This window comes from Mycobacterium sp. PS03-16, assembly GCF_004570325.1.
In the GTDB taxonomy this organism is placed as follows: Bacteria; Actinomycetota; Actinomycetes; order Mycobacteriales; family Mycobacteriaceae; genus Mycobacterium.
Genome location: NZ_SPQO01000056.1, coordinates 1 through 21,168 on the forward strand (window position 1 = coordinate 1; position 21,168 = coordinate 21,168).

Here is a 21,168-nt window from a genome sequence, read left to right on the forward strand (position 1 = left end):
GATCTACCGGCCGCGGCGCCCGCGGCACCCCCGAGGGCGCCGCCCTCCGCACCGGCGCCCGCGGCACCCGTGGCGGACTGGACGATGCCCTGCACGCCCTGCATGATCTGCTGGGGCACCTGTGCCAGCCCCTGCGCGAGCCCCTGCACCGAACCGCCGACCTGTTGGCCCATCTGGCCGACCTGGCCCATCATCTGGCCCAGCGCGCCGGTCGCCGCCGACGCCGGGTTACCGGCCCCGCCCTGGGCGCCGCCACCGGGCGCACCGGCGCCCTCCATCGTGCCCTTGATCTTGCCTGCGGACTGCTCGTCACCCTTGTCGTAGGCGGATGCGGCCTTCTGCAGGAGCTCGGAGATCTTGTCGCCGCTGCGTGCGGTGGTCTGCAGGGTGCCCTGCCGGGCGCCGAGGACGTCCTTGAGCGCGTTCTGCACGGCGAACGCGATCTGACCGTGCGTCGCTTCCAGGCTCGCCGCCGTCGGGGCGCCGCCGAGCAGCTGGGTCACACCCGCGGCGATCTCGGAATGCGTCCGGGAGAACTGGCGGAGACCCTCGGTCTGCACGGACAACGGCCCACCGTTCACAGCGGGTCACCTCCTTCGGCGTGGCTGGCACCCTCGATTTTAGGGCCGCGCGGGCAGGGGCGGACGCGGCAATCCGGCGGGCATTCAGGCGCGCAGGGCGTCGGCCTGACGCATCGCATCGGCCGCCGCGCTGCGCATCCCGATCCCGGCGAACGCGCCCGCCGCCTCGTCGAGCGCGTCGGCGTCCCCGGCCGCCACCGCCTTGGCGTGCAGCAGCGCGATCCGGCCGAACTCGCAGTCCACCCCGAGCCGCACCAGGTGGTCGGCGGCGCGCGCATCGTCGAGTCGGGCCGCGACGTGCAACGCGCGCAGTGCCACCGCCAACTGGCCGCCCCGTTCCGCTGCGCGGGCGGCCTCGCGCGCCGCGGCCACCGCGGCATGCCCGTCGCGACGGGCCGAGGACGTCCAGGCCCGGGCCAGCGCCAGCTCGGGCGCGAACAGCATGGACTTCAGCCCGTGCCGGGACTCCGCGCGGGCCAGCATCTTGCCCGCCTCGACGGTCTCGCCGAGTTCGCCGAGCGCCTGCGCCGACAGCATCGCGGCCAGTGGCCCCCACGAGTACCCGGTCGGCGCCAGCGCCGCGGTCGCCTCCCGCAGCAGCGCCACCGCGCCGTCGAGGTCGCCGCGCAGGATGAGCACGTCGGCGGTCAGCACCTCGCCGATCGCCCGGCCGGGCTGCTGCAGTTCGGCGAACTCGGTGAGCCGGCGGGCCAGCTCGTGCGCCCGGTCCAGCTGACCGGCCATGACCAGCGCCGTCGTCTGGCCCAGTCCGCTGGTGAAGCGCAGCAGACCGGGATGCTGGGCGGCCGCCGCCTGCTCGGCGAGGTCGTCGACCTCGGTCCACCGGCCCATCCGCGCACAGCACAACGCGGCCGCCGACGCGGCCCAACCGACCGCCGTGTCGTCGGCGTCATCGGAGCCGAGCACCTCGGCGGCGAGCTCCATGGCGCGCGCCGGGGTGCCGGCGTTCATCGCGAACGTCGACGACAGCGCGTCGACCGTGGCGCGTGCGGCCGGGTCGGTCAGCCGGCCGCGCACGGTGCGCAGGTAGGCCGTCGCCCGCTCGGGCTGCGACAGCATCCAGAACTGGTTGGCCGCCCGCGGCACCGCGCATGCCATCAGCTCGTCCTCGGCCAGGGTGGCGTCGTCCACTGCGGCCAGCACCGCGTCCGCGTCGCGGCCCCGACCCTGCCACGCCAGCGCGTGCGCCAGCGCCAGCCGCGCCCGCAGATCGTCGGTGTCCCGCAGCGCCGCCCGCGCCAGCCGCTCACTGAGCACCAGGTCGCCCAGCCGCAGCGCCTCCTCGGCCGCCGAAACGAACTCCGTCGGCGCCAGCTCGTGATCGCTGTCGAGGGCCAGCGCCGCGACCCGCAGCCGCGCCAGAACCCCGATGGGCCGCTCCGCGGTCATCCGCTCGACCAACTCGGTGCGCAGCCGGCGCAGCTCGGGGCCTCCGGACGAATCCCGCACCGCGTCGAGGAACAGCGGATGTCCGGCGTGGGCCACCTCCGGCTCGCCGTCGCCCTCCACCCGGACCGCGCCGGCGCGGATCGCGGCGTCCACGGCAGGCCGCCCGGCCAGCGCGGCCAGATCGGCCAGCGGCAGTGGATCCTCGACCGCCAGCCACTCCAGCGCATGCCGAGCGCCGGCAGGCAGGTCGGCGATGAACGTCGCCACCTGGGCCGCCACCCGGGCGTCGTCGTGGCCCGGCGGCTGCAGGTCGATGCGGGCCACCAGGTCATCGCGCCACAGCGCGCAGATCCGGTCGGGCGCCGGCGCGCCCGCCGCCACCGACACCACCAGCCGGGCCGTGCCGCTGAGCGCCAACTGGTACACCAGCGTCGCCGACAGCGCGTCGAGCAGATGGGCGTCGTCGACGATGATCAGCTGATCGCGCAGCGCCTCCCGCGCCGCCCGCACCACCGCGGCCGTCTTGCCCGTCGGCGGCACGTCGACCAGGTGGCCGAAGGCGCCCAGCGGGAGCACCGCATCCGACGCGGTCCCGGTGACCCACCGCGCCGGACCGAGCCGGTCCGCGGCCATCCGCAGCAGCGAGGTCTTGCCCACGCCGGCCGGACCGATCAGCACGGCCCCGGACCGCGCCCGCACACCAGCCTCGATGGCGTCCAGTGCCGGTTCGTGCGGCGCCACCACCCAGTCGACAGGCACCGCCGGATTGTAGGGCCGCGACCACCGACCGAGCCGTCGAATACGGCAACTTCCGCGGCCGCGGACTCGTCTACGTTGTGCGTGTGTCCGAGCAACCTCACCGCCCGTGGGCGGTCTGCGTGTACTGCGCCTCCAATCCCACCGACCCGAAGCTGATCGAGCTGGCCACCCACGTCGGGACGGCGATCGCCGACCGCGGCTGGACGCTGGTGTCGGGTGGCGGCAACGTCTCGGCGATGGGAGCCGTCGCACACGCCGCCCGGGCGCACGGCGGCCGCACCGTCGGGGTCATCCCCAAGGCGCTCGTGCACCGGGAGGTGGCTGACGTCGACGCGCACGAACTGGTCGTGACCGACACGATGCGTGAGCGCAAGCAGGTGATGGAGGACCGCGCCGACGCGTTCCTGTCGCTGCCCGGCGGTATCGGCACACTCGAGGAATTCTTCGAGGCCTGGACTGCCGCATATTTGGGTATGCATAGCAAGCCGGTGGTCATGCTCGATCCCATCGGCCACTACGACGGTTTGCTGACCTGGCTCCACGGACTGGTCGGCAGCGGCTATGTCGCCCAGGAGGCGCTGGACCGGTTGGTGGTGGTCGATGGCATCGAGGCGGCGATGGCGGCGTGCGCGCCGCGGTCGTGATCACGGTCACTAGGGTGTGCGACATCGAACAGCAAAGGGGACTGGAGGACGCATGACCGACGAGAACTCGGGCACCCGCAGCAGCGTCGGGCTGCTCGACATCGCCACCCGGCTGCCCAACTTCCTGGTCGACGTGCCGACCATCGTGCGCGGCGTGGTGACCGGCTTCGGCGCCCGCCCGTCGGCCAAGACGTCGATCGGAAAGGTCTTCCAGGACCGCGCGGCGCGCCACGCCGACAACGTGTTCCTCAAGTTCGAGGACCGTGAGATCACCTACCGCGAGGCCAACGAGACCGTCAACCGCTACGCGGCCGTGCTGTCGGCGCGCGGAGTGGGCCACGGCGATGTCGTGGGCATCATGTTGCGCAACTCGCCCGAACCGGTGCTGCTGATGCTCGCCGCGGTGAAGTGCGGCGCGATCTCGGGGATGCTGAACTACCACCAGCGCGGCGACGTGCTGCAGCACAGCCTGGGGCTGCTGTCGGCCACCGTGGTGGTCGCCGACCCCGACTTCGTCGAGCCCATCAAGGAGAGCGGCGCCGACACCGAGGGGCTGATCACGCTCGACGAGTTCCAGCGGCTGGCGCAGACGGCGCCCACCGGCAACCCGGCCACCACGTCGGCCGTCCTGGCCAAGGACAAGGCGTTCTACATCTTCACCTCGGGCACCACCGGGATGCCCAAGGCCAGCGTGATGACCCACTACCGCTGGCTGCGCGCCCTGGCCGGGTTCGGCGGCCTCGGTATGCGGCTGACCGGCAAGGACACTCTGTACTGCTGCCTGCCGCTCTATCACAACAACGCGCTGACGGTGGCGCTGTCGTCGGTGCTGAACTCCGGGGCGACACTGGCGCTGGGCAAGTCGTTCTCGGCGTCGAAGTTCTGGGACGACGTGATCCGCTACGACGCCACGGCATTCGTCTACATCGGCGAGATCTGCGCCTACCTGCTCAACCAGCCCGAGAAGGACACCGACCGCAAACACAAGGTGCGCGTGATCGCCGGCAACGGGCTGCGCCCGGCGATCTGGGACGACTTCACCGAGCGGTTCGGCATCGCGCGGGTGTGTGAGTTCTACGCCGCCAGCGAGGGCAACACCGCGTTCGTCAACGTGTTCAACATGGACAAGACCACCGGGATCTGCCCGACGCCGGTGGCGTTCGTGGAGTACGACGGCGAGTCCGGCGACCCGGTGCGCGACGAGAACGGCCGGGTCAAGAAGGTGCGCACCGGTGAGCCCGGGCTGCTGCTGAGCAAGGTGAGCAACTTCCAGCCGTTCGACGGCTACACCGACGAGAAGGAGTCGGAGAAGAAGCTGGTGCGCAACGCCTTCAAGGAGGGCGACGTCTGGTTCAACACCGGCGACCTGATGCGCTCCCAGGGCTTCGGGCACGCCGCCTTCACCGACCGGCTGGGCGACACGTTCCGATGGAAGGGCGAGAACGTCGCCACCACCGAGGTCGAGGCCGCGGTCTCGACAGATGCGCAGGTCGAGGAGTGCACCGTCTTCGGCGTCGAGGTGCCCGACACCGGCGGCAAGGCCGGCATGGTGGCGATCCAGCTCAAGGACGGTCAGGAGTTCGACGGCAAGGCGCTGGCCAAGGCCGTCTACGACAAGCTGCCCGGCTACGCGGTGCCACTCTTCGTGCGGGTGGTGGAGGAGCTCGCGCACACGTCGACGTTCAAGAGTCAGAAGGTCGACCTCCGCAAAGAGGGCTACGGCGGCAGCAGCGGCGAAGGCGACGACGACGAGGTCACGGTCGAGGATCCGATCTACGTGCTGTCCGGGAAGGACGAGGGCTACGTGCCGTTCTACGACGAGTACCTCGCCGAGGTGAAAGACGGCAAGAAGCCCAAGTAGCCCTGCGACGTCCGCGTGCCCGGTCGCGCTCAGCGCGACGGAACCCGCCGAGATCACCCTCGTCCGTAGCCTGGGATTCGTGGAGTCCACCTTCTGCGGCCGCCCGGTGGCCGGTGACCGGGCGCTGATCATGGCGATCGTGAACCGGACGCCGGATTCGTTCTACGACCGCGGCGCCGCGTTCACCGACGACGCCGCCAAGGCCGCGGCGCACCGGGTGGTCGAGGAGGGCGCCGACGTCGTCGACGTGGGCGGGGTGAAGGCCGGCCCCGGACAGACGGTCGACGCCGATGAGGAGATCGCCCGCGTCGTGCCGTTCATCGAATGGTTGCGCGCCACCTTCCCCGACGTGGTGATCAGCGTCGACACCTGGCGGTCGGCGGTGGCCAAACAGGCCTGCGCGGCCGGCGCCGACCTGATCAACGACACCTGGGGCGGCACCGACCCCGCGCTGCCCGAGGTGGCCGCGGAGTTCAACGCCGGGCTGGTGTGTTCGCACACCGGGGGAGCGGTGCCGCGGACCCGACCGTTCCGGGTGAACTACGGGATCAGCGAGCGCGGCGTGGTCGACGACGTCATCGCCGAGGTCACCTCGGCGGCGGAGCGGGCGGTCGCCGCGGGGGTGGCGCGGGACCGGATCCTCATCGATCCGACCCACGATTTCGGTAAGAACACTCACCACGGTCTTACTTTGTTGCGGCACGTGGAAGACCTTGTAAAAACTGGATGGCCCGTCCTGATGGCGCTGAGCAACAAGGATTTCGTCGGGGAGACTCTGGGTGTGGGTTTGACTGAACGCCTCGAGGGCACCCTCGCAGCAACCGCTCTGGCCGCCTCGGCCGGGTCGGCGATGTTCCGGGTGCACGAGGTCGGACCCACTCGACGCGTACTCGAAATGGTCGCGTCGATCCGAGGCGTGCGTCCGCCGACGCGCACGGTGAGGGGACTGGCATGACACTGGTACCGGAACTCGAGACACCCGAACTGCGGTCCGCGGACGCGATCGCGCGCCACCGCTGGTTCGACACCCACAGCTGGGACCGCCCGACGTGGACGGTCGACGAGCTCGTGGCCGCCAAAGCCGGCCGGACCGTCTCGGTGGTGCTGCCCGCGCTCAACGAGGAGGAGACCGTCGCCGGGGTGGTCGAGACCATCACCCCGTTGCTCGGCGGGCTCGTCGACGAGTTGATCGTGCTGGACTCCGGCTCCACCGACGAGACCGCGATTCGCGCGGTGGCCGCCGGAGCGCGGGTGGTCAGCCGCGAGACCGCGCTGCCGGAGGTGGACCCGCAGCCCGGTAAGGGTGAGGTCCTGTGGCGTTCGCTGGCCGCGACCACCGGGGACGTGATCGCGTTCGTCGACTCGGACCTGCTCGACCCCGACCCGATGTTCGTGCCCAAGCTGCTGGGCCCGCTGCTGCTGACGCCGGGCGTGCACCTGGTGAAGGGCTTCTACCGGCGCCCGCTGAAGGTCAGCGGGCGCGAGGACGCCAACGGCGGCGGTCGCGTGACCGAGCTGGTGGCCCGGCCGCTGCTGGCGTCGCTGCGCCCCGAACTGACCTGCGTGCTGCAGCCGCTCGGCGGCGAGTACGCCGGCACCCGCGAACTGCTCACCTCGGTGCCGTTCGCACCCGGCTACGGGGTGGAGATCGGCCTGCTGATCGACACCTACGACCGGCTGGGCCTCGACGGCATCGCACAGGTGAATCTGGGCGTGCGCGCCCACCGCAACCGGCCGTTGCCCGAGCTGGCGTCGATGAGCCGTCAGGTCATCGCGACGTTGATGTCGCGTTGCGGCATCTCGGACTCCGGCGTCGGGCTCACCCAGTTCTTCGCCGACGGCGACGGCTTCATACCGCGCTCGTCGGGGGTTTCGCTGACCGACCGGCCGCCGATGGTCACTTTCCGGCCCCAGCGATGAGCGCTTGCGCGAAGAGCCGACCACCCCGGTAGCGCAGCCCGTGTCGGACGGGTGAGGCACTATCGATGCCGTGACGTTGATACTGCTCTACCTGGTGGTGCTGGTCCTCGTGGCGGTCGTGCTGTTCGGGGTGGGCAGCGTGCTGTTCGGCCGCGGGGAGGCGCTGCCCCCGCTGCCGCACGCCACCACCGCGACCGTGCTGCCCGCCTCGGGCGTCACCGGCGCCGACGTCGCCGCGGTGAAGTTCACCCAGACGCTGCGCGGCTACAAAGCCAGTGAGGTCGACTGGGTGCTCGACCGGTTGGGGCGGGAACTCGATGCGCTGCGCGGGGAACTGGCGGCGGTGCGTGCGGCCCACGCCGTCGGTGACGGCGCCGCCGAGGACGGCGGTCGGTGACGATCGACGACGGCCGCACCCGGTGCGGCTGGCTCGACGGAAGCCGGTTGGCCCCCGCTGATTTCGAGCTCTACCGCGACTACCACGACGACGAGTGGGGCCGGCCGGTGCGGGAGTCGGGTGCGCTGTTCGAGCGGATCAGCCTGGAGGCCTTCCAGAGTGGGCTGTCGTGGTTGGTGATCCTGCGCAAGCGCGACAACTTCCGGCGTGCGTTCGACGGATTCGACGTCGACCGCGTCGCCCGCTACACCGAGCGCGACATCGCCCGCCTGCTGGCCGACACCGGAATCGTGCGCAACCGCGCGAAGATCGAGGCCACGATCGTCAACGCCAGGGCCACCGCCGAACTCGACGTCGACCTGGCCGCGTTGCTGTGGTCGTTCGCCCCGCCCGCGCGGCCGCGGCCTGCCGACCTGTCCCAGGTGCCCGCGGTCACCGCCGAATCGACGGCAATGGCCAAGGAACTCAAGCGCCGCGGCTTCCGGTTCGTCGGCCCGACGACCGCGTATGCGCTCATGCAGGCGACCGGGATGGTCGACGACCATGTGGCCGATTGCTGGGTGCCGCCGGCCGGCCAGTGACTCCGACACAGCGGCGGTTACCGCGGCTAATCCGGGTCTTCGCACACGCTGCGGCGTGGATAGGGAACAATGGAGAAGTTGAGTGTCGGGTGCCGTCGAGAGATGGCGGGCCCGGCGTCCACCGGGTCCGGCCGGACCCTGACCCTGGCGGGTCGGCTCATTGTGGAGGGAGCTCTCGATGGCGGCGATGAAGCCCCGGACCGGTGACGGTCCTTTGGAAGCAACCAAGGAGGGGCGCGGCATCGTGATGCGGGTACCGCTGGAGGGCGGTGGGCGGCTCGTCGTCGAACTCACACCGGACGAGGCGGCCGCATTGGGTGACGAACTGAAGAACGTCACCAGCTAGAGACTCCTGCCGACACCGGCGCGTGGCGACTCTGGTCGCCCGCGCCGGTCCGTCGGTTACGCGGACACCTGCCGGTAGATCTGCACGGTCTGCTCGGCGATGTGCGCCCACGAGAACTCCGCGATGCAGCGTTCCCGCCCGGCGGCACCGTATTCACGCGCGCGCTGCGGTTCGGCGATCAGCGCGTTGACCGCGTCGGCCAGTCGCGTCTCGTAGAACTCCGGGTCGCTCGCGTCGTAGTGCACGAGCAGTCCGGTCTGATGGTCGGCGACCACCTCGGGGATGCCGCCGACGTCGGAGGCCACCACCGCCGTCGAACACGCCATCGCTTCCAGGTTGACGATGCCCAACGGCTCATAGACCGACGGGCACACGAACACCGTTGCCGCCGAGAGAATTTCGCGAATCTTCGCGACCGGGAGCATCTCCCGGACCCAGAACACCCCGGTGCGCGCGCGGGCCAGTTCCTGCACCGCGGCCGTCACCTCGGCGGCGATCTCAGGGGTGTCGGGAGCGCCCGCGCACAACACCAGCTGCACCTCGGGGGCGAACTTGTGGGCGGACGCCACCAGATGCGCGACGCCCTTCTGCCGGGTGATCCGGCCGACGAACGCGACGATCGGCCGGGCCGGGTCCACACCCAGTTCGGCCAGCACCGACTCGCCCTGCTGCGGCCCGGTGGGAAACCAGACGTCGGTGTCGATGCCGTTGCGCACCACGTGCACCCGGGCCGGGTCGAGGGCCGGATAGGTCTTGAGCACATCGTCACGCATGCCCGCACTGACCGCGATGACCGCGTCGGCGCCCTCGACCGCCGTCTTCTCCACCCACGACGACACCCGATAGCCGCCGCCGAGCTGCTCGGCCTTCCACGGCCGCATCGGCTCGAGCGAGTGTGCCGTGAGCACGTGCGGGATGCCGTACAGCAGTGCGGTGAGGTGCCCGGCCAGGCCGGTGTACCAGGTGTGCGAATGCACGACGGAGGCCTGCCCGGCGGCGTTGACCATCGTGAGGTCCGCCGACAACGTCGACAGCGCGGCGTTGGCGCCCTTGAGCGCGGGGTCGGGCTGGGCGACGTAGGCGCCCGGACGCTCCGCACCCATGCAATGGACGTCCACCTCGCACAGGTGGCGCAGCTGCGCCACGAGTTCGGTGACGTGGACACCCGCACCGCCGTAGACCTCGGGCGGATACTCCCGAGTCATCATCGCCACCCGCATGACTACGACGGTAGTGCGCGGCAGGACGGGATGGGAGTCTGTTCACGAACGATTGCGGCGGATGGGCGTGGGTATGACCGCAGTCGAAGTCGTTGGTCGACACCCGTCAACACGCAATCGGTGGTGTCAATGGCTAGCCGCACCGATCACCGACGGATAGGTTTGAGACATGAGGGAATTGCCACACGTGCTGGGCATAGTCCTGGCCGGCGGGGAAGGCAAACGGTTGTATCCGCTGACGGCGGACCGAGCCAAACCAGCGGTTCCCTTCGGCGGGGCCTACCGGCTCATCGACTTCGTGCTGTCGAACCTCGTCAACGCCCGTTACCTGCGGATCTGCGTTCTGACCCAGTACAAGTCGCACTCCCTGGACCGGCACATCTCGCAGAACTGGCGGCTGAGCGGTCTGGCCGGCGAGTACATCACCCCGGTGCCGGCCCAGCAGCGTCTGGGCCCCCGCTGGTACACCGGCTCGGCCGACGCGATCTACCAGTCGATGAACCTGATCTACGACGAAGATCCCGACTACATCGTGGTGTTCGGCGCTGACCACGTCTACCGCATGGACCCCGAGCAGATGGTCCAGTTCCACATCGAGAGCGGCGCCGGGGCCACCGTCGCCGGTATCCGGGTACCGCGGGCGGAGGCCAGCGCGTTCGGTGTGATCGACGCCGACGAATCCGGACGCATCCGCAGTTTCGTCGAGAAGCCGGCCGATCCGCCGGGTACGCCGGACAACCCCGAGCAGGCGTTCGTCTCGATGGGCAACTACATCTTCACCACCAAGGTGCTCATCGACGCGATCCGCGCCGATGCCGATGACGACGACTCCGACCACGACATGGGCGGCGACATCATCCCGCGCCTCGTGTCGGACGGGATGGCCGCGGTCTACGACTTCAGCGACAACGAGGTGCCCGGCGCCACCGAACGGGACCACGGCTACTGGCGCGACGTCGGCACGCTCGACGCGTTCTACGACGCGCACATGGACCTGGTGTCGGTGCACCCGGTGTTCAACCTCTACAACAAGCGCTGGCCGATCCGCGGGGAGTCCGAGAACCTGGCGCCGGCGAAGTTCGTCAACGGCGGCTCGGCGCAGGAATCCGTGGTGGGCGCGGGCAGCATCATCTCGGCGGCCTCGGTGCGCAACTCGGTGCTGTCGTCCAACGTCTACATCGACGACGGCGCGATCGTCGAGGGCAGCGTGATCATGCCGGGCACCCGCATCGGTCGCGGCGCGGTGGTGCGCCACGCGATCCTGGACAAGAACGTGGTCGTCGGGCCGGGCGAGATGGTCGGCGTGGACGTCGAGAAGGACCGGGAGCGGTTCTCGGTCAGCGCCGGCGGTGTGGTGGCGGTCGGCAAGGGGATCTGGATCTAGCCGCGGGCTCTGGTGCGGCGGCGACGCCGCAGTGTCCTGACCGCCGCCCACGCCACGGCGAGGATCACCACCGCGGCCAGCACCGGGAGCAGCAGAGCCAGGAACACCAGCGCGACGCTGGCGATGTCCTCTGCGGTGCTGAGCACCGGGGCGGCCATCCCGGCGGTCGCGGCGTTGGCCGCGGGCCGCACCGTCGACTTGGTCAGCGACACCGCCAACGCGACGACCACGCCGATCACCACCGGAATCCATTCACCGGACTGGGCGAACGCACCCGGGTCGGCGACCGCAGAGGTCTGCGCGGAAGTGCCCGACCCGAAGACGATCCCACCGGCCGTGGGGCGCACGAACGTCTGCACGGCGTCGTTGACGCTGTCGAGGGCCGGCACCTTGTCGGCCACCACCTCGACGACCAGCAACCCCGCCACGATGCCCATCACCCAGCCGTTCTCCAGCCACACCCAGCCGGCGGGCAGCGACACCAGGTCGGTGAACCGGGCCAGCAGACCCAGCGCGAGCAGCGGAATGTAGGCGTTGAGCCCCGCCGCCGTCGCCAGCCCGAAGCCGGTGAGCAGTTCCATGGCCTCAGTATGCGGCCGGCGGGATCACCTCAGACCGCGTCGCGGCGCCGGTAGAGATATCCGGCCGCCACCGTCAAACCCGTTGCGACGAGCGCCATCACCACCAGTGCCACCACGGGATAGTCCGTGGGTGCGGTGGTCTGACCGACCGGCGACGCGTCGAGCAGCCACTGCGGCAGCCGCAGCAGCGCCCCCAGGTAGAGCGAGATCACCACGAACGTCACGGCCAGCCAGGCGATCCAGGCGTGGCGCAGCGCGACCGCGAGCGCGGCCACCCCGGCGAGTACGGCCAGGGCCGGCACGTACGCCAGACCCGCCACCGTCAGCCTGCCGATGGTGGCCGGCTCACCGAGCGTCAGACCCGCGCCCAGCCCGTTGCCCAGTCCGGCCGCCAGCATCAGCACCGTGACGCCCAGCACCGCAGCGCCGACCGCGCCGAGCAGCCAGCGCCACCGCGACACGGCCCCGGCCAGCACGGCCTCGCCGAGCCCGGAATCCTCGTCGCCGGCCACCCGCAGCACCGCGCTGACCACGTACGCACTCGCTGCGGCGGCGAGGAACTGCGTCATCGTGGTGTACACCCCGTCGGTGCCGTCGACGGCGAGCACCGTGGCCAGCAGTTCGTTCGTCTCGGCCGCGTCGAGCAGCGACTTGGTCATCGACCCGAAGGCCAGACCGGCCAGGAACAGCCCCAGCCCCCAGCCGACCGTCAGGCCGCGCTGCAACGTCAGGTGCAAGCCGAACACCCCGCGGATCGCTCGCGCCCCGGGTCGGTCCCCGGTGGCGGGGATGGTGCCGGCGTCGTACTGCCTGCGCTTCTCGAGTGCGGCCGCCAGCGCGATGAGCACCGCCGTCAGCGCCACCAGCAGCGTCAGCGGCCACCAGCGCAGGTCGACGAACGGGCGCATCTGCTGCGCCCACGCGATGGGGGAGAACCAGCTCAGCGCGCTGCCCGAGTTCTCGATGACGTCCCCGACACCGCGCACCAGGGCGGCCAGCGCGAGCACGGCCATCGCCGTACCCGTCGCCGAACGGGCCTGCCGCCACAGTTGCGCGGCGACCGCGGCGACGGCGCCGAACGCCATCGACACCGCGGTCACGCCCAGGCACATCGCCGCGGTGTCGGCGACGGCGAATCCGCTGGCCGCCATGGTCACCGTCATCGTCACCGCCAGCACGGCGTTGACGGCGCCGACCAGGATGAGCGCCGCGGTGGTGCGCGCATACCGGCCCACCACCGACGACAGCACGAGTTCGGCTGCACCGCTTTCCTCTTCGGCGCGGGTGTGCCGGATCACGGTGAGGATGGACAGGATCGACGCGGCCACGATGAGCGTCAGCATCAGCTCGTTGGCCATCATCGCGCCGAGGTCGGTCTCGTTGCGCCCGAACATCGGCCCGCCCATGATCATGCCGGCCGGAGTCTTCATCAGGTTGACGCGGGCGATCCGCTGCGCCTCTTCGGGGTAGGCGAGTTTGACGGCGTTGGGCGCGTACACCATGGTCAGGGTCAGCGCCGAGATCCACACGCCCAGGCGGATGCGGTCGCGCCGCACCGCCAGCCGCAGCAGGTGGCCGACACCGGTGTAGGGCGACGCCGGGCGGGCCGCCTCGTGCTTGCCGACCCCGGCGACCCTCGCCGCGGTCGCGGTGCTCATCGCTGCACCCCCGCGTACTCGCGCAGGAACATGTCCTCCAGCGATGCCGGGGTGACCGTGAGCTCTTCGATGCCGAGTTCGGTCAGGGCGGCCATCGCCCGGTCGAGGTCGTCGCGGGCCACCGAGAACCGGGTCCGCCCGTCGGCGACCGAGAAGTCGTGGACGAACGGCGCGCGGTCGAGGCGGCGGGCGTCGTCGCGGGTCCGGACGGCGACCGTGGTGCGCATCAGATGGCGCAGTTCCTCGAGCGTTCCGGCCCGGACGGTGCGGCCGGCGCGGATGATCGTCACGGTGTCGCAGAGCTTTTCGACCTCCGCGAGGATGTGGCTGGACAGCAGCACCGCCGCGCCGTCGTGGGCGGCCTCCTCGACGCACCGCGCAAAAGCCTGCTCCATCAACGGGTCCAGGCCCGAGGTGGGTTCGTCGAGGATGTAGAGCTCGGCGCCGGTGCTGAAGGCCGCGACCAGGGCCACCTTCTGGCGGTTGCCCTTGGAGTAGGTGCGGGCCTTCTTGTGGGGGTCGAGTTCGAAGCGCTCGATGAGCTCGTCGCGCCGCCGCCTGTCGACGGTGCCGTCCCCGCGCAGGCCGGCCAGGAAGTCGATGGCCTGCATGCCGGTCAGGTTGGGCCACAGCGTGACATCACCGGGGACGTAGGCGATTCGGCGGTGCAGGTCGACCGCATCGCGCCACGGGTCGCCGCCGAGTACGCGTGCCGTGCCGTCGTCGGCGCGCAGCAGGCCGAGCAGCACGCGGATCGTGGTCGACTTCCCGGCGCCGTTGGGGCCCAGGAAGCCGGCGATGCCACCGGGCGACACGGTGAGGTCGAGACCGTCGAGTGCCCTGGTCCTTCCGAACGTCTTGACCAGGCCGTGGATCTCGACGGCCGGCTCAGCCGTTCGCCGCGGAACTGTCGGGTGCACCGTCATCGCCGTCTCCTTCGTCGGGTGAACTGAGCGGAACGCCGTTGTCGCGCAACGCGCGGAATGCGTCGTACATCGTCGAGTCGGCCATCAGGCCGTCGGTGTAGAGCTCGAGGGCGGGCAGCATCATGTCCTCGGAGTAGTCGCGCAGCACGCGGCGCAGGTCGCTCGGGTCGTCGTGCAGCTGCAGGTACAGCAGGAAGCTGCCGCCGCCCGCCATCGCGAGGAAGCGCGCGCGTGCCTTCGGGTCTCGGCTGGGTTTGACGGTGCCGGCCCGCACGCCTTCGTCGAGGTACTGCTCGACGTTGTCGATCATGCGCCGCCACAGCGTCGTGGCGAGCTCGCTGCCCGACTGCATACTGCGCACCAGGTAGGCCATCATCGGCGCGTACGACTCGATCTCGGCCATCTGGGCGAGCCAGCTCGCCGGGTCGTTGCTGGTGATCGTCGCCGACTTGGCGCTGCGGATCTCCTCGGCGATGTAGTCGTCGCAGGCCCGGCGCAGACCGTCCTTGGAGCCGAAGTGGTGGATCACCAGGCCGGGACTCACCCCGGCGGCCTCGGCGATGGTGCGCACGCCCACCGCGAAGCCGTGCTGACCGAACTGGTCGATCGCGGCGTCGCGGATGCGGGCGATCGCGGTGCGATCCTCCGAGGCTGAACGCATGTTCAATAGACTAAACGCTCGTTCAGTCCTCGGTCAACACTCTTTCCGCGAGCAGACGCAGAGCCGCGTGAAGAGGGCCCGGATCGCGCGAGTTTCTGTCTGCTCGCGCAGAGGGGAGGGCTGCGGGTCAGTCGCGGGCGGCGGCCAGCAGGCCGTCGCCGAGCGGGATGAGCACCGGCGTCAGGCGCTCGTCCTCGGCGATCAGCCGGGCCGCCTCCCGCACGGCGGTCACCTCGGCGTCGCGGGCCGCGGCGTCCCCGGCGCGGCCACCGAGCGCGGCGCGGTGCACGACGATCGCCCCGCCAGGGCGCAGTAACCGGACCCCCTCGACGACGAAGCGTGGCTGATCGGCCGGGTCGGCGTCGATGAACACCAGGTCGTAGGACTCGTCGGCCAGCCGGGTGAGCACCTCCTGCGCGCGCCCGCTGATCAACCGGGTGCGGCCGGGTCCGATGCCGGCCTCGCTGAAGGCCTGTTTGGCGATGCGCTGGTGTTCGGGCTCGACGTCGATGGTCGTCAGCACGCCGTCCTCGCGCATCCCGGACAGCAACCACAACCCGCTGACGCCGGCCCCCGTGCCGACCTCGACGATCGCCTTGGCGCCGGTGAGTCGGGCCAGCACCGACAGCAGCGCGCCGACGGCGGGCGTGACCGCGCCGGCGCCGATGTCGACGGCGCGCTCACGGGCGGCCGCGACGATCGCGTCCTCGGAGATGGATTGTTCGGCGTGCGCGACGATGGCTTCGGCGCGGCTCGGACGCTGCTGACCCGCCGGGTCGTCGGTGCTCGCCATGCTGCAGAACTGTAGAGCGCGGCCGACCGCCACGCGTCGCCGACACGCCCGCACGGCAACGTGTGATGTACGTCGTCTTCGACGGGTTTCCGCAGGTGAGCACGCGGGTACGAAGGTTTCTCAGGGAACGTTCAGACCACTCATATCACTCCCACACCACGATCAGGAACGGTGGCTGGCATGGAACACGGCATACGTCGTCGGTTCGGGAATAAGGACGTCGTGCGTCGTGTTGCCGAAATCAGTGAGCCGCCGTCTCTGGACGGTGGCACCGACATGGAGGATCCGACGACCACCACCACTGCCGCCCCCGTCTCGATGGCCCACCTCGAGCAGTACACCGATTCAGACTGGGTCGAACCGTCCGATGAGCCCACGGGCACGGCGGTCTTCGACGCGACCGGTGACAAGGCGACGATGCCGTCCTGGGACGAACTCGTCCGTCAGCACGCCGACCGGGTGTACCGCCTCGCCTACCGCCTCTCCGGCAACCAGCACGACGCCGAGGACCTCACCCAGGAGACGTTCATCCGGGTGTTCCGGTCGGTGCAGAACTATCAGCCCGGCACGTTCGAGGGCTGGCTGCACCGCATCACGACGAACCTGTTCCTCGACATGGTCCGCCGGCGCGGCCGCATCCGGATGGAGGCGCTGCCCGAGGACTACGACCGGGTGCCCGCCGACGATCCGAACCCCGAGCAGATCTTCCACGACTCCCGGCTGGGCCCGGACCTGCAGGCCGCGCTCGACTCGCTGCCGCCGGAGTTCCGCGCGGCCGTCGTCCTGTGCGACATCGAGGGCCTGTCCTACGAGGAGATCGGTGCCACGCTCGGCGTCAAACTGGGCACGGTGCGCAGCCGCATCCACCGCGGCCGGCAGGCGCTGCGCGACCATCTGGCCCGGCACGGTTCGGCCAACGCCGCATCGGCCTGACGATCGCGGTGTCGGCAGCGCCGTCGCGCGCTACATTTCAAGTGAGCGTATTTCTGTGAGTCAGCGTGTGAGCCAGAGTGACAGGGCCGGAAGGGGCTGGGTGATGGTCGACCCGGGGCATGTGTTCCGTCGCGCGTTCTCCTGGCTGCCCTCCCATTTCGCGTCGCAGAGTGACGCACCCGTCGGTGCGCCCCGGCAGTTCGGCTCCACCGAGCACCTGTCGATCGAGGCGGTCGCCGCATTCGTGGACGGGGAACTGCGGATGACCGCGCACATGCGGGCCGCCACCCATCTGTCGATGTGTCCGCAGTGCGCGGCCGAGGTGGAAGCCCAGAGTCAGGCGCGGGCGGCGTTGCGGGACTCCCGCCCGATAGCCGTGCCCACGTCACTTCTGGGTCTGTTGTCGCAGATCCCGAACCACACCCCGCCCCCGACGCCCGACGGTGGCGAGCGGGCGGCATTTGCTGACGACCCTACGCAGGACCGGCGCAAGCGCCGGTAGTCTGGTTTTCACCAGTCAGCATCGACGTGCGCCGCTGACGACGGGCGCTTCCGATAGAGAGTGATACACCGGTGACGAATCAGGACCAGTCCGGCGCGAGCCACCGCATGGCCCCCCGTCCCGTCGACCGGCCCCCGGTCGATCCGGCCGCGCAACGCGCCTTCGGCCGGCCCGCCGGTGTACAGGGTTCGTTCCTGGGCGTCGACAAACACCGCGACCAGGGCGAGTTCACGCCCACCAACCAGGCGCCGGACCCCGTGCTGGCCGAGGCGTTCGGCCGGCCCCACCGCGGCGGCGACTCGCTGCAGCGCCATCCGGCCGACGCCGGCGCGCTCGACGCCGAGAACGACGATCCGACCGTCGACGAACCCGACCCCTGGCGCGACCCGTCCGCCGCCGCGTCGCTGGGCACCCCGGCCATGCCGCCGGCCGCGCCGGTGCACGCCCCCCAGTCGGTCGGCAAGCTCGGCGTGCGCGACGTCCTGTTCGGCGGGCGGGTGTCCTACGTCGCCCTGGCCATTCTGCTGCTGACCGCGCTGGTGGTCGGTGCGCTCGGTGGCTGGGTCGGCAACAAGACCGCCGAGACCGTGCAGGCCTTCACCACCTCCAAGGTGACGCTCGAGACCAGCGACAGCGGCGATCCGCCGGAAGGCCGGATCAGCAAGGTCGCCGACGCGGTCGCCGACTCGGTGGTCACCATCGAGGCCACCAGCGATCAGGAGGGCTCCCAGGGCTCGGGGGTGGTCGTGGACGGCCGCGGTTACATCGTGACCAACAACCACGTCATCTCCGAGGCCGCCACCAACCCGGCGCAGTTCAAGATGACCGTGGTGTTCAACGACGGCAGCGAGGTGCCGGCGAACCTGGTGGGCCGCGACCCCAAGACCGATCTGGCTGTGCTCAAGGTCGACAACGTCGACAACCTGAGCGTCGCGCGGCTCGGCGATTCCGACAAGCTGCGCGTCGGGGAAGAGGTGATCGCCGCCGGCGCCCCGCTGGGCCTGCGCAGCACCGTCACCTCGGGCATCATCAGCGCGCTCAATCGACCGGTGCCGCTGTCGGGTGACGGGTCGGACACCGACACCGTGATCGATGCCGTGCAGACCGACGCGTCGATCAACCACGGCAACTCGGGTGGCCCGCTGATCGACATGAACGCCGACGTCATCGGCATCAACACCGCGGGTAAGTCGCTGTCGGACAGCGCCAGCGGTCTGGGCTTCGCGATCCCGGTCAACGAGGTCAAGATGGTGGTCGAGGCGCTGATCCGGGACGGCAAGATCTCGCATCCGACGCTGGGGCTGACGGCGAAGTCGGTCTCCAACGAGGTCGCCTCCGGGGCGCAGGTCGCCAACGTGGTCGCGGGCAGCCCCGCCGAACGCGCCGGCATCCTCGAGAACGACGTCGTCGTGAAGGTCGGCAACCGTGAGGTCGCCGACGCCGACGAGTTCGTGGTCGCCGTCCGTCAGCTCAAGGTCGGTGAGCCGGCGCCGGTCGAGGTGATCCGCGACGGGCGGCCCGTGACGCTGACCGTCACCCCGACGGCCGACGCCGCCAGCAGCGACTGATGTTCAGCAACGTCGGTTGGGGGGAGATGCTGATCCTGGTGATCGCCGGCCTGGTGATCCTGGGACCCGAACGGCTGCCCGGTGCGATCCGCTGGACGTCCAGCGCACTGCGTCAGGCCCGTGACTACATCAGCGGCGCCACCAGTCAGCTGCGCCAGGACCTGGGTCCGGAGTTCGATGACCTGCGTGAACCGATCAGCGAGCTACAGAAGTTGCGGGGCATGACGCCGCGGGCCGCGCTCACCAAACACCTGCTCGACGGCGACGACTCGATCTTCACCGGCAAGTTCGACAAGGACGGAACACCCGGCACGCCGGCCGAGAAGCCGGTCAGCTCACCGGCGCCGACCGCGCAGACGCCGCCGCCGGCCCCGCAGCCGCCCACGGTCACCCCGTACGACAGCGACGCGACCTAGACCTAGGCCTCTAGGACTAGGACGACGGCGTCGGCGTCATGGAGGAGACGTAGTAGGTCTCCTTCCCGGTCGGGTAGCCGCCGCCGATGGTGGAGATGTGGACGTGATCGAAGTGGTTCTGCGTCTGTGAGCCGTAGTCGGCCATCCAACTGGGCGCGCCGACCCCGGGGTAGTAGCCCTGCCGCCAGATCACGTCGCGGATGCCCCAGCGCTCGGCGTTGGCCAGCGCGAGCCCGGCGATCCTGTTGCCCAGCTCGATGCCCTCGTCGCTGTCGTGGTTCGGGATCATCACGTCGATCGCCAGGCCGTTCGGGTGCCACGGCAGCGGGTCCTGCCGGTAGCCGCCGATGGTGGTGATCTCGGGGAACATCGCGCTGATCGCGCGGGCGGCCCAGATGGTGCGCACCTGCAGGCGGTGCTCGGGCGCCACGCCGGCGGGCAGCGCGAAGGGCAGCGCCGCTGCGGGCAGATCGGGGGCGGTCGCTGCGAGCAGTTCGGCCCGCGGGCTGGCCACGACGGCGGCAGGCGGCGGGGCGGCCTCATCGGCGGCGGCCGGCACCGCGGCGGGCGTCGCGGCCGGGGTGTGCTCGGGCGGCCCCGCGGTCTGGGCGTAGAACAGCGAGGCGGAGATCGCGATCGAGCCGGCCAACAGCAGCAGACGACCCCGTCCGTTGGCCGACGCTGAGTTCACACCGAGCACTCTACGGTCGCAGTGGCCCTCGTGTGGCGAACTTCGCGGTGCCGGATGGCGCCGGTGGGCTCAGCGGCCCGCCGGGTCCAGGCCGAGCGACATCCCGGCCAGCCCGCGCTTGCGCGACGACAGCGCGTCGGCGATGCTGCGCAGCTCCTTGCCCGCGGGTGAGTCGGGGGCCGACAACACCAGCGGCACACCGGAATCGCCCGCCGCGACCAGCGCCGGATCGAGCGGGACCTGGCCGAGCAGCGGGACCTCGGCGCCCACCGAACGCGACAGCGACTCGGCCACCTGGCGGCCGCCGCCCTCGCCGAACAGCTGCATCGTCGACCCGTCGGGCATGAGCAGCCCGGACATGTTCTCCACCACGCCGGCAATCCGCTGGCGGGTCTGCAGCGCGATCGCCCCGGCCCGCTCGGCCACCTCGGCGGCGGCCAGCTGCGGGGTGGTGACCACCAGGATCTCCGCACCGGGGATCAGCTGCGCCACCGAGATCGCCACATCGCCGGTGCCCGGCGGCAGGTCGAGCAGCAGCACGTCCAGGTCGCCCCAGAACACGTCGGCCAGGAACTGCTGCAGCGCGCGGTGCAGCATCGGACCCCGCCACACCACCGGGGTGTTGCCCTGGGTGAACATCGCGATCGAGATGACCTTCACCTCGTGGGCGATCGGCGGCAGGATCATCGAGTCGACCTGGGTGGGCCGGTCGGTGGTTCCCATCATGCGCGGTACCGAGTGGCCGTAGATGTCGGCGTCGAGCACGCCGACGGTCAGGCCGCGTGCGGCCATCGCGGCGGCCAGGTTGACGGTGACGCTGGATTTGCCGACGCCGCCCTTACCGGAGGCGACCGCGTACACGCGGGTCAGTGACCCCGGCTGCGCGAACGGGATGACCGGTTCGCGGGAGTCGCCGCGCAGCTGCTTGCGCAATTCGGCGCGCTGCTCGTCGTTCATCACGTCGAGGGTGACGGTCACGGCGCCGGTGCCGGGCACATCGGCCACCGCCTGCTCGACCCGCTCGGAGATCTCGCTGCGCTTCGGGCATGCGGAGGTGGTCAGGTACACCTCGACGTGCACGCCGTGGTCCGGGGCGATCGTGACGTTCTTGACCATGCCGAGCTCGGTGATCGGACGCCGCAGTTCGGGGTCGATCACCTTGGCCAGCGCGGAGCGGATGGCCGGCTGGAGCTCATCGGGATTCTGGGACATCACCTGCGAGTCTAGGCCGACGCGGGAGGCGGCCACCAAAGGCGGGGCGGCCGCCGGTCAGGCCAGCGGCCCGGGTGCGGGACCGGGGGCGGGCCCGAGCGGACCCGGGACCGGGCCGGGAGCC

At 70.7% G+C, this 21,168-nt stretch carries 22 protein-coding genes; 12 read left to right on the plus strand and 10 right to left on the minus strand.

The features are described 5' to 3' along the window. The coding region (locus E4P42_RS25765; RefSeq protein WP_245234240.1) for a type VII secretion target at positions 1-560 on the minus strand (560 nt) is incomplete at its 3' end. Positions 561-665: 105 nt separating this feature from the next. After that, positions 666-2,750, minus strand: a complete 2,085-nt coding sequence (locus E4P42_RS25770; protein ID WP_135129430.1) for an AAA family ATPase — start codon at positions 2,748-2,750, stop codon at positions 666-668. Between the two features lie 83 nt (positions 2,751-2,833). On the opposite strand from E4P42_RS25770, the gene E4P42_RS25775 reads away from it, so the two are divergent. From E4P42_RS25775 to E4P42_RS25805, 7 genes are all read left to right on the plus strand, one after another. Beyond that, complete coding sequence (locus tag E4P42_RS25775) at positions 2,834-3,394, plus strand: TIGR00730 family Rossman fold protein (RefSeq protein ID WP_209305880.1); 561 nt, start codon at positions 2,834-2,836, stop codon at positions 3,392-3,394. Positions 3,395-3,446: 52 nt separating this feature from the next. Beyond that, on the plus strand, positions 3,447-5,255 hold the full coding sequence (gene fadD6, locus E4P42_RS25780; protein ID WP_135129434.1) for a long-chain-acyl-CoA synthetase FadD6: 1,809 nt from the start codon (positions 3,447-3,449) through the stop codon (positions 5,253-5,255). A gap of 130 nt (positions 5,256-5,385) precedes the next feature. Continuing rightward, positions 5,386-6,210, plus strand: coding sequence for a dihydropteroate synthase (gene folP, locus E4P42_RS25785; protein WP_371287087.1), 825 nt, complete (start codon positions 5,386-5,388; stop codon positions 6,208-6,210). Next, positions 6,207-7,175 (plus strand): glucosyl-3-phosphoglycerate synthase, encoded by a 969-nt coding sequence (locus tag E4P42_RS25790; RefSeq protein WP_135129438.1) that lies wholly within the window; start codon positions 6,207-6,209, stop codon positions 7,173-7,175. The genes folP and E4P42_RS25790 overlap by 4 nt, the downstream gene beginning before the upstream one ends. A gap of 70 nt (positions 7,176-7,245) precedes the next feature. Further along, a complete protein-coding gene (locus tag E4P42_RS25795; RefSeq protein ID WP_135129440.1) occupies positions 7,246-7,572 on the plus strand; it encodes a DivIVA domain-containing protein in 327 nt (108 codons plus the stop codon). Further along, the gene (locus E4P42_RS25800; RefSeq protein WP_245234238.1) at positions 7,569-8,153 is read left to right on the plus strand and encodes a DNA-3-methyladenine glycosylase I; all 585 of its coding nucleotides are present in this window, start codon (positions 7,569-7,571) and stop codon (positions 8,151-8,153) included. Before E4P42_RS25795 ends, E4P42_RS25800 begins: the two co-directional genes overlap by 4 nt. 178 nt (positions 8,154-8,331) lie before the next feature. Further along, complete coding sequence (locus tag E4P42_RS25805; protein WP_005059648.1) at positions 8,332-8,499, plus strand: DUF3117 domain-containing protein; 168 nt, start codon at positions 8,332-8,334, stop codon at positions 8,497-8,499. Between the two features lie 56 nt (positions 8,500-8,555). Here the strand turns inward: E4P42_RS25805 and glgA are convergent, their stop codons facing one another. Next, positions 8,556-9,719 carry a glycogen synthase gene (gene glgA / locus E4P42_RS25810; protein ID WP_135129442.1) on the minus strand — a complete coding sequence of 388 codons (1,164 nt, stop codon included), beginning with the start codon at positions 9,717-9,719 and terminating at the stop codon, positions 8,556-8,558. Between the two features lie 169 nt (positions 9,720-9,888). On the opposite strand from glgA, the gene glgC reads away from it, so the two are divergent. Then, the gene (glgC, locus tag E4P42_RS25815; RefSeq protein WP_135129444.1) at positions 9,889-11,103 is read left to right on the plus strand and encodes a glucose-1-phosphate adenylyltransferase; all 1,215 of its coding nucleotides are present in this window, start codon (positions 9,889-9,891) and stop codon (positions 11,101-11,103) included. On the opposite strand, the gene E4P42_RS25820 is transcribed toward glgC, so the two are convergent. From E4P42_RS25820 to E4P42_RS25840, 5 genes are all read right to left on the minus strand, one after another. Continuing rightward, positions 11,100-11,684 (minus strand): DUF4126 domain-containing protein, encoded by a 585-nt coding sequence (locus tag E4P42_RS25820; protein WP_135129446.1) that lies wholly within the window; start codon positions 11,682-11,684, stop codon positions 11,100-11,102. The genes glgC and E4P42_RS25820 overlap by 4 nt on opposite strands. Positions 11,685-11,713: 29 nt before the next feature. Then, complete coding sequence (locus E4P42_RS25825; RefSeq protein WP_135129448.1) at positions 11,714-13,342, minus strand: ABC transporter permease; 1,629 nt, start codon at positions 13,340-13,342, stop codon at positions 11,714-11,716. Further along, on the minus strand, positions 13,339-14,268 hold the full coding sequence (locus E4P42_RS25830; RefSeq protein ID WP_135129450.1) for an ABC transporter ATP-binding protein: 930 nt from the start codon (positions 14,266-14,268) through the stop codon (positions 13,339-13,341). Before E4P42_RS25830 ends, E4P42_RS25825 begins: the two co-directional genes overlap by 4 nt. Further along, positions 14,231-14,929, minus strand: a complete 699-nt coding sequence (locus tag E4P42_RS25835; protein ID WP_135129452.1) for a TetR/AcrR family transcriptional regulator — start codon at positions 14,927-14,929, stop codon at positions 14,231-14,233. The genes E4P42_RS25830 and E4P42_RS25835 overlap by 38 nt, the downstream gene beginning before the upstream one ends. A 127-nt stretch (positions 14,930-15,056) precedes the next feature. Beyond that, positions 15,057-15,722 (minus strand): O-methyltransferase, encoded by a 666-nt coding sequence (locus E4P42_RS25840; protein ID WP_135129454.1) that lies wholly within the window; start codon positions 15,720-15,722, stop codon positions 15,057-15,059. A 180-nt stretch (positions 15,723-15,902) separates the two neighbouring features. Here E4P42_RS25840 and sigE point away from each other — a divergent pair, with 180 nt between their 5' ends. From sigE to tatB, 4 genes are all read left to right on the plus strand, one after another. Then, positions 15,903-16,655 carry an RNA polymerase sigma factor SigE gene (gene sigE, locus E4P42_RS25845; RefSeq protein ID WP_135129466.1) on the plus strand — a complete coding sequence of 251 codons (753 nt, stop codon included), beginning with the start codon at positions 15,903-15,905 and terminating at the stop codon, positions 16,653-16,655. A gap of 103 nt (positions 16,656-16,758) precedes the next feature. Further along, complete coding sequence (gene rseA / locus E4P42_RS25850) at positions 16,759-17,157, plus strand: anti-sigma E factor RseA (RefSeq protein WP_135129456.1); 399 nt, start codon at positions 16,759-16,761, stop codon at positions 17,155-17,157. Positions 17,158-17,228: 71 nt separating this feature from the next. Next, the gene (locus E4P42_RS25855) at positions 17,229-18,725 is read left to right on the plus strand and encodes a S1C family serine protease (RefSeq protein WP_135129458.1); all 1,497 of its coding nucleotides are present in this window, start codon (positions 17,229-17,231) and stop codon (positions 18,723-18,725) included. Further along, positions 18,725-19,141 (plus strand): Sec-independent protein translocase protein TatB, encoded by a 417-nt coding sequence (gene tatB / locus E4P42_RS25860; protein ID WP_135129460.1) that lies wholly within the window; start codon positions 18,725-18,727, stop codon positions 19,139-19,141. Before E4P42_RS25855 ends, tatB begins: the two co-directional genes overlap by 1 nt. Before the next feature lie 16 nt (positions 19,142-19,157). On the opposite strand, the gene E4P42_RS25865 is transcribed toward tatB, so the two are convergent. Further along, positions 19,158-19,841 carry a glycoside hydrolase gene (locus E4P42_RS25865; RefSeq protein ID WP_209305881.1) on the minus strand — a complete coding sequence of 228 codons (684 nt, stop codon included), beginning with the start codon at positions 19,839-19,841 and terminating at the stop codon, positions 19,158-19,160. 60 nt (positions 19,842-19,901) lie between these two features. Further along, positions 19,902-21,044 (minus strand): Mrp/NBP35 family ATP-binding protein, encoded by a 1,143-nt coding sequence (locus E4P42_RS25870; protein WP_167759636.1) that lies wholly within the window; start codon positions 21,042-21,044, stop codon positions 19,902-19,904. Positions 21,045-21,168 lie beyond the last annotated feature (124 nt).

Coding starts and splice junctions, on each gene's coding strand:
- E4P42_RS25835 (WP_135129452.1), bottom strand. CDS start 14,929: ATGCGTTCAGCCTCGGAGGATCGCACCGCGATCGCCCGCATCCGCGAC.
- E4P42_RS25825 (WP_135129448.1), bottom strand. CDS start 13,342: ATGAGCACCGCGACCGCGGCGAGGGTCGCCGGGGTCGGCAAGCACGAG.
- E4P42_RS25840 (WP_135129454.1), bottom strand. CDS start 15,722: ATGGCGAGCACCGACGACCCGGCGGGTCAGCAGCGTCCGAGCCGCGCC.
- rseA (WP_135129456.1), top strand. CDS start 16,759: ATGGTCGACCCGGGGCATGTGTTCCGTCGCGCGTTCTCCTGGCTGCCC.
- E4P42_RS25805 (WP_005059648.1), top strand. CDS start 8,332: ATGGCGGCGATGAAGCCCCGGACCGGTGACGGTCCTTTGGAAGCAACC.
- glgA (WP_135129442.1), bottom strand. CDS start 9,719: ATGCGGGTGGCGATGATGACTCGGGAGTATCCGCCCGAGGTCTACGGC.
- E4P42_RS25830 (WP_135129450.1), bottom strand. CDS start 14,268: ATGACGGTGCACCCGACAGTTCCGCGGCGAACGGCTGAGCCGGCCGTC.
- E4P42_RS25870 (WP_167759636.1), bottom strand. CDS start 21,044: ATGTCCCAGAATCCCGATGAGCTCCAGCCGGCCATCCGCTCCGCGCTG.
- folP (WP_371287087.1), top strand. CDS start 5,386: ATGGCGATCGTGAACCGGACGCCGGATTCGTTCTACGACCGCGGCGCC.
- E4P42_RS25790 (WP_135129438.1), top strand. CDS start 6,207: ATGACACTGGTACCGGAACTCGAGACACCCGAACTGCGGTCCGCGGAC.
- E4P42_RS25820 (WP_135129446.1), bottom strand. CDS start 11,684: ATGGAACTGCTCACCGGCTTCGGGCTGGCGACGGCGGCGGGGCTCAAC.
- tatB (WP_135129460.1), top strand. CDS start 18,725: ATGTTCAGCAACGTCGGTTGGGGGGAGATGCTGATCCTGGTGATCGCC.
- sigE (WP_135129466.1), top strand. CDS start 15,903: ATGGAACACGGCATACGTCGTCGGTTCGGGAATAAGGACGTCGTGCGT.
- glgC (WP_135129444.1), top strand. CDS start 9,889: ATGAGGGAATTGCCACACGTGCTGGGCATAGTCCTGGCCGGCGGGGAA.
- fadD6 (WP_135129434.1), top strand. CDS start 3,447: ATGACCGACGAGAACTCGGGCACCCGCAGCAGCGTCGGGCTGCTCGAC.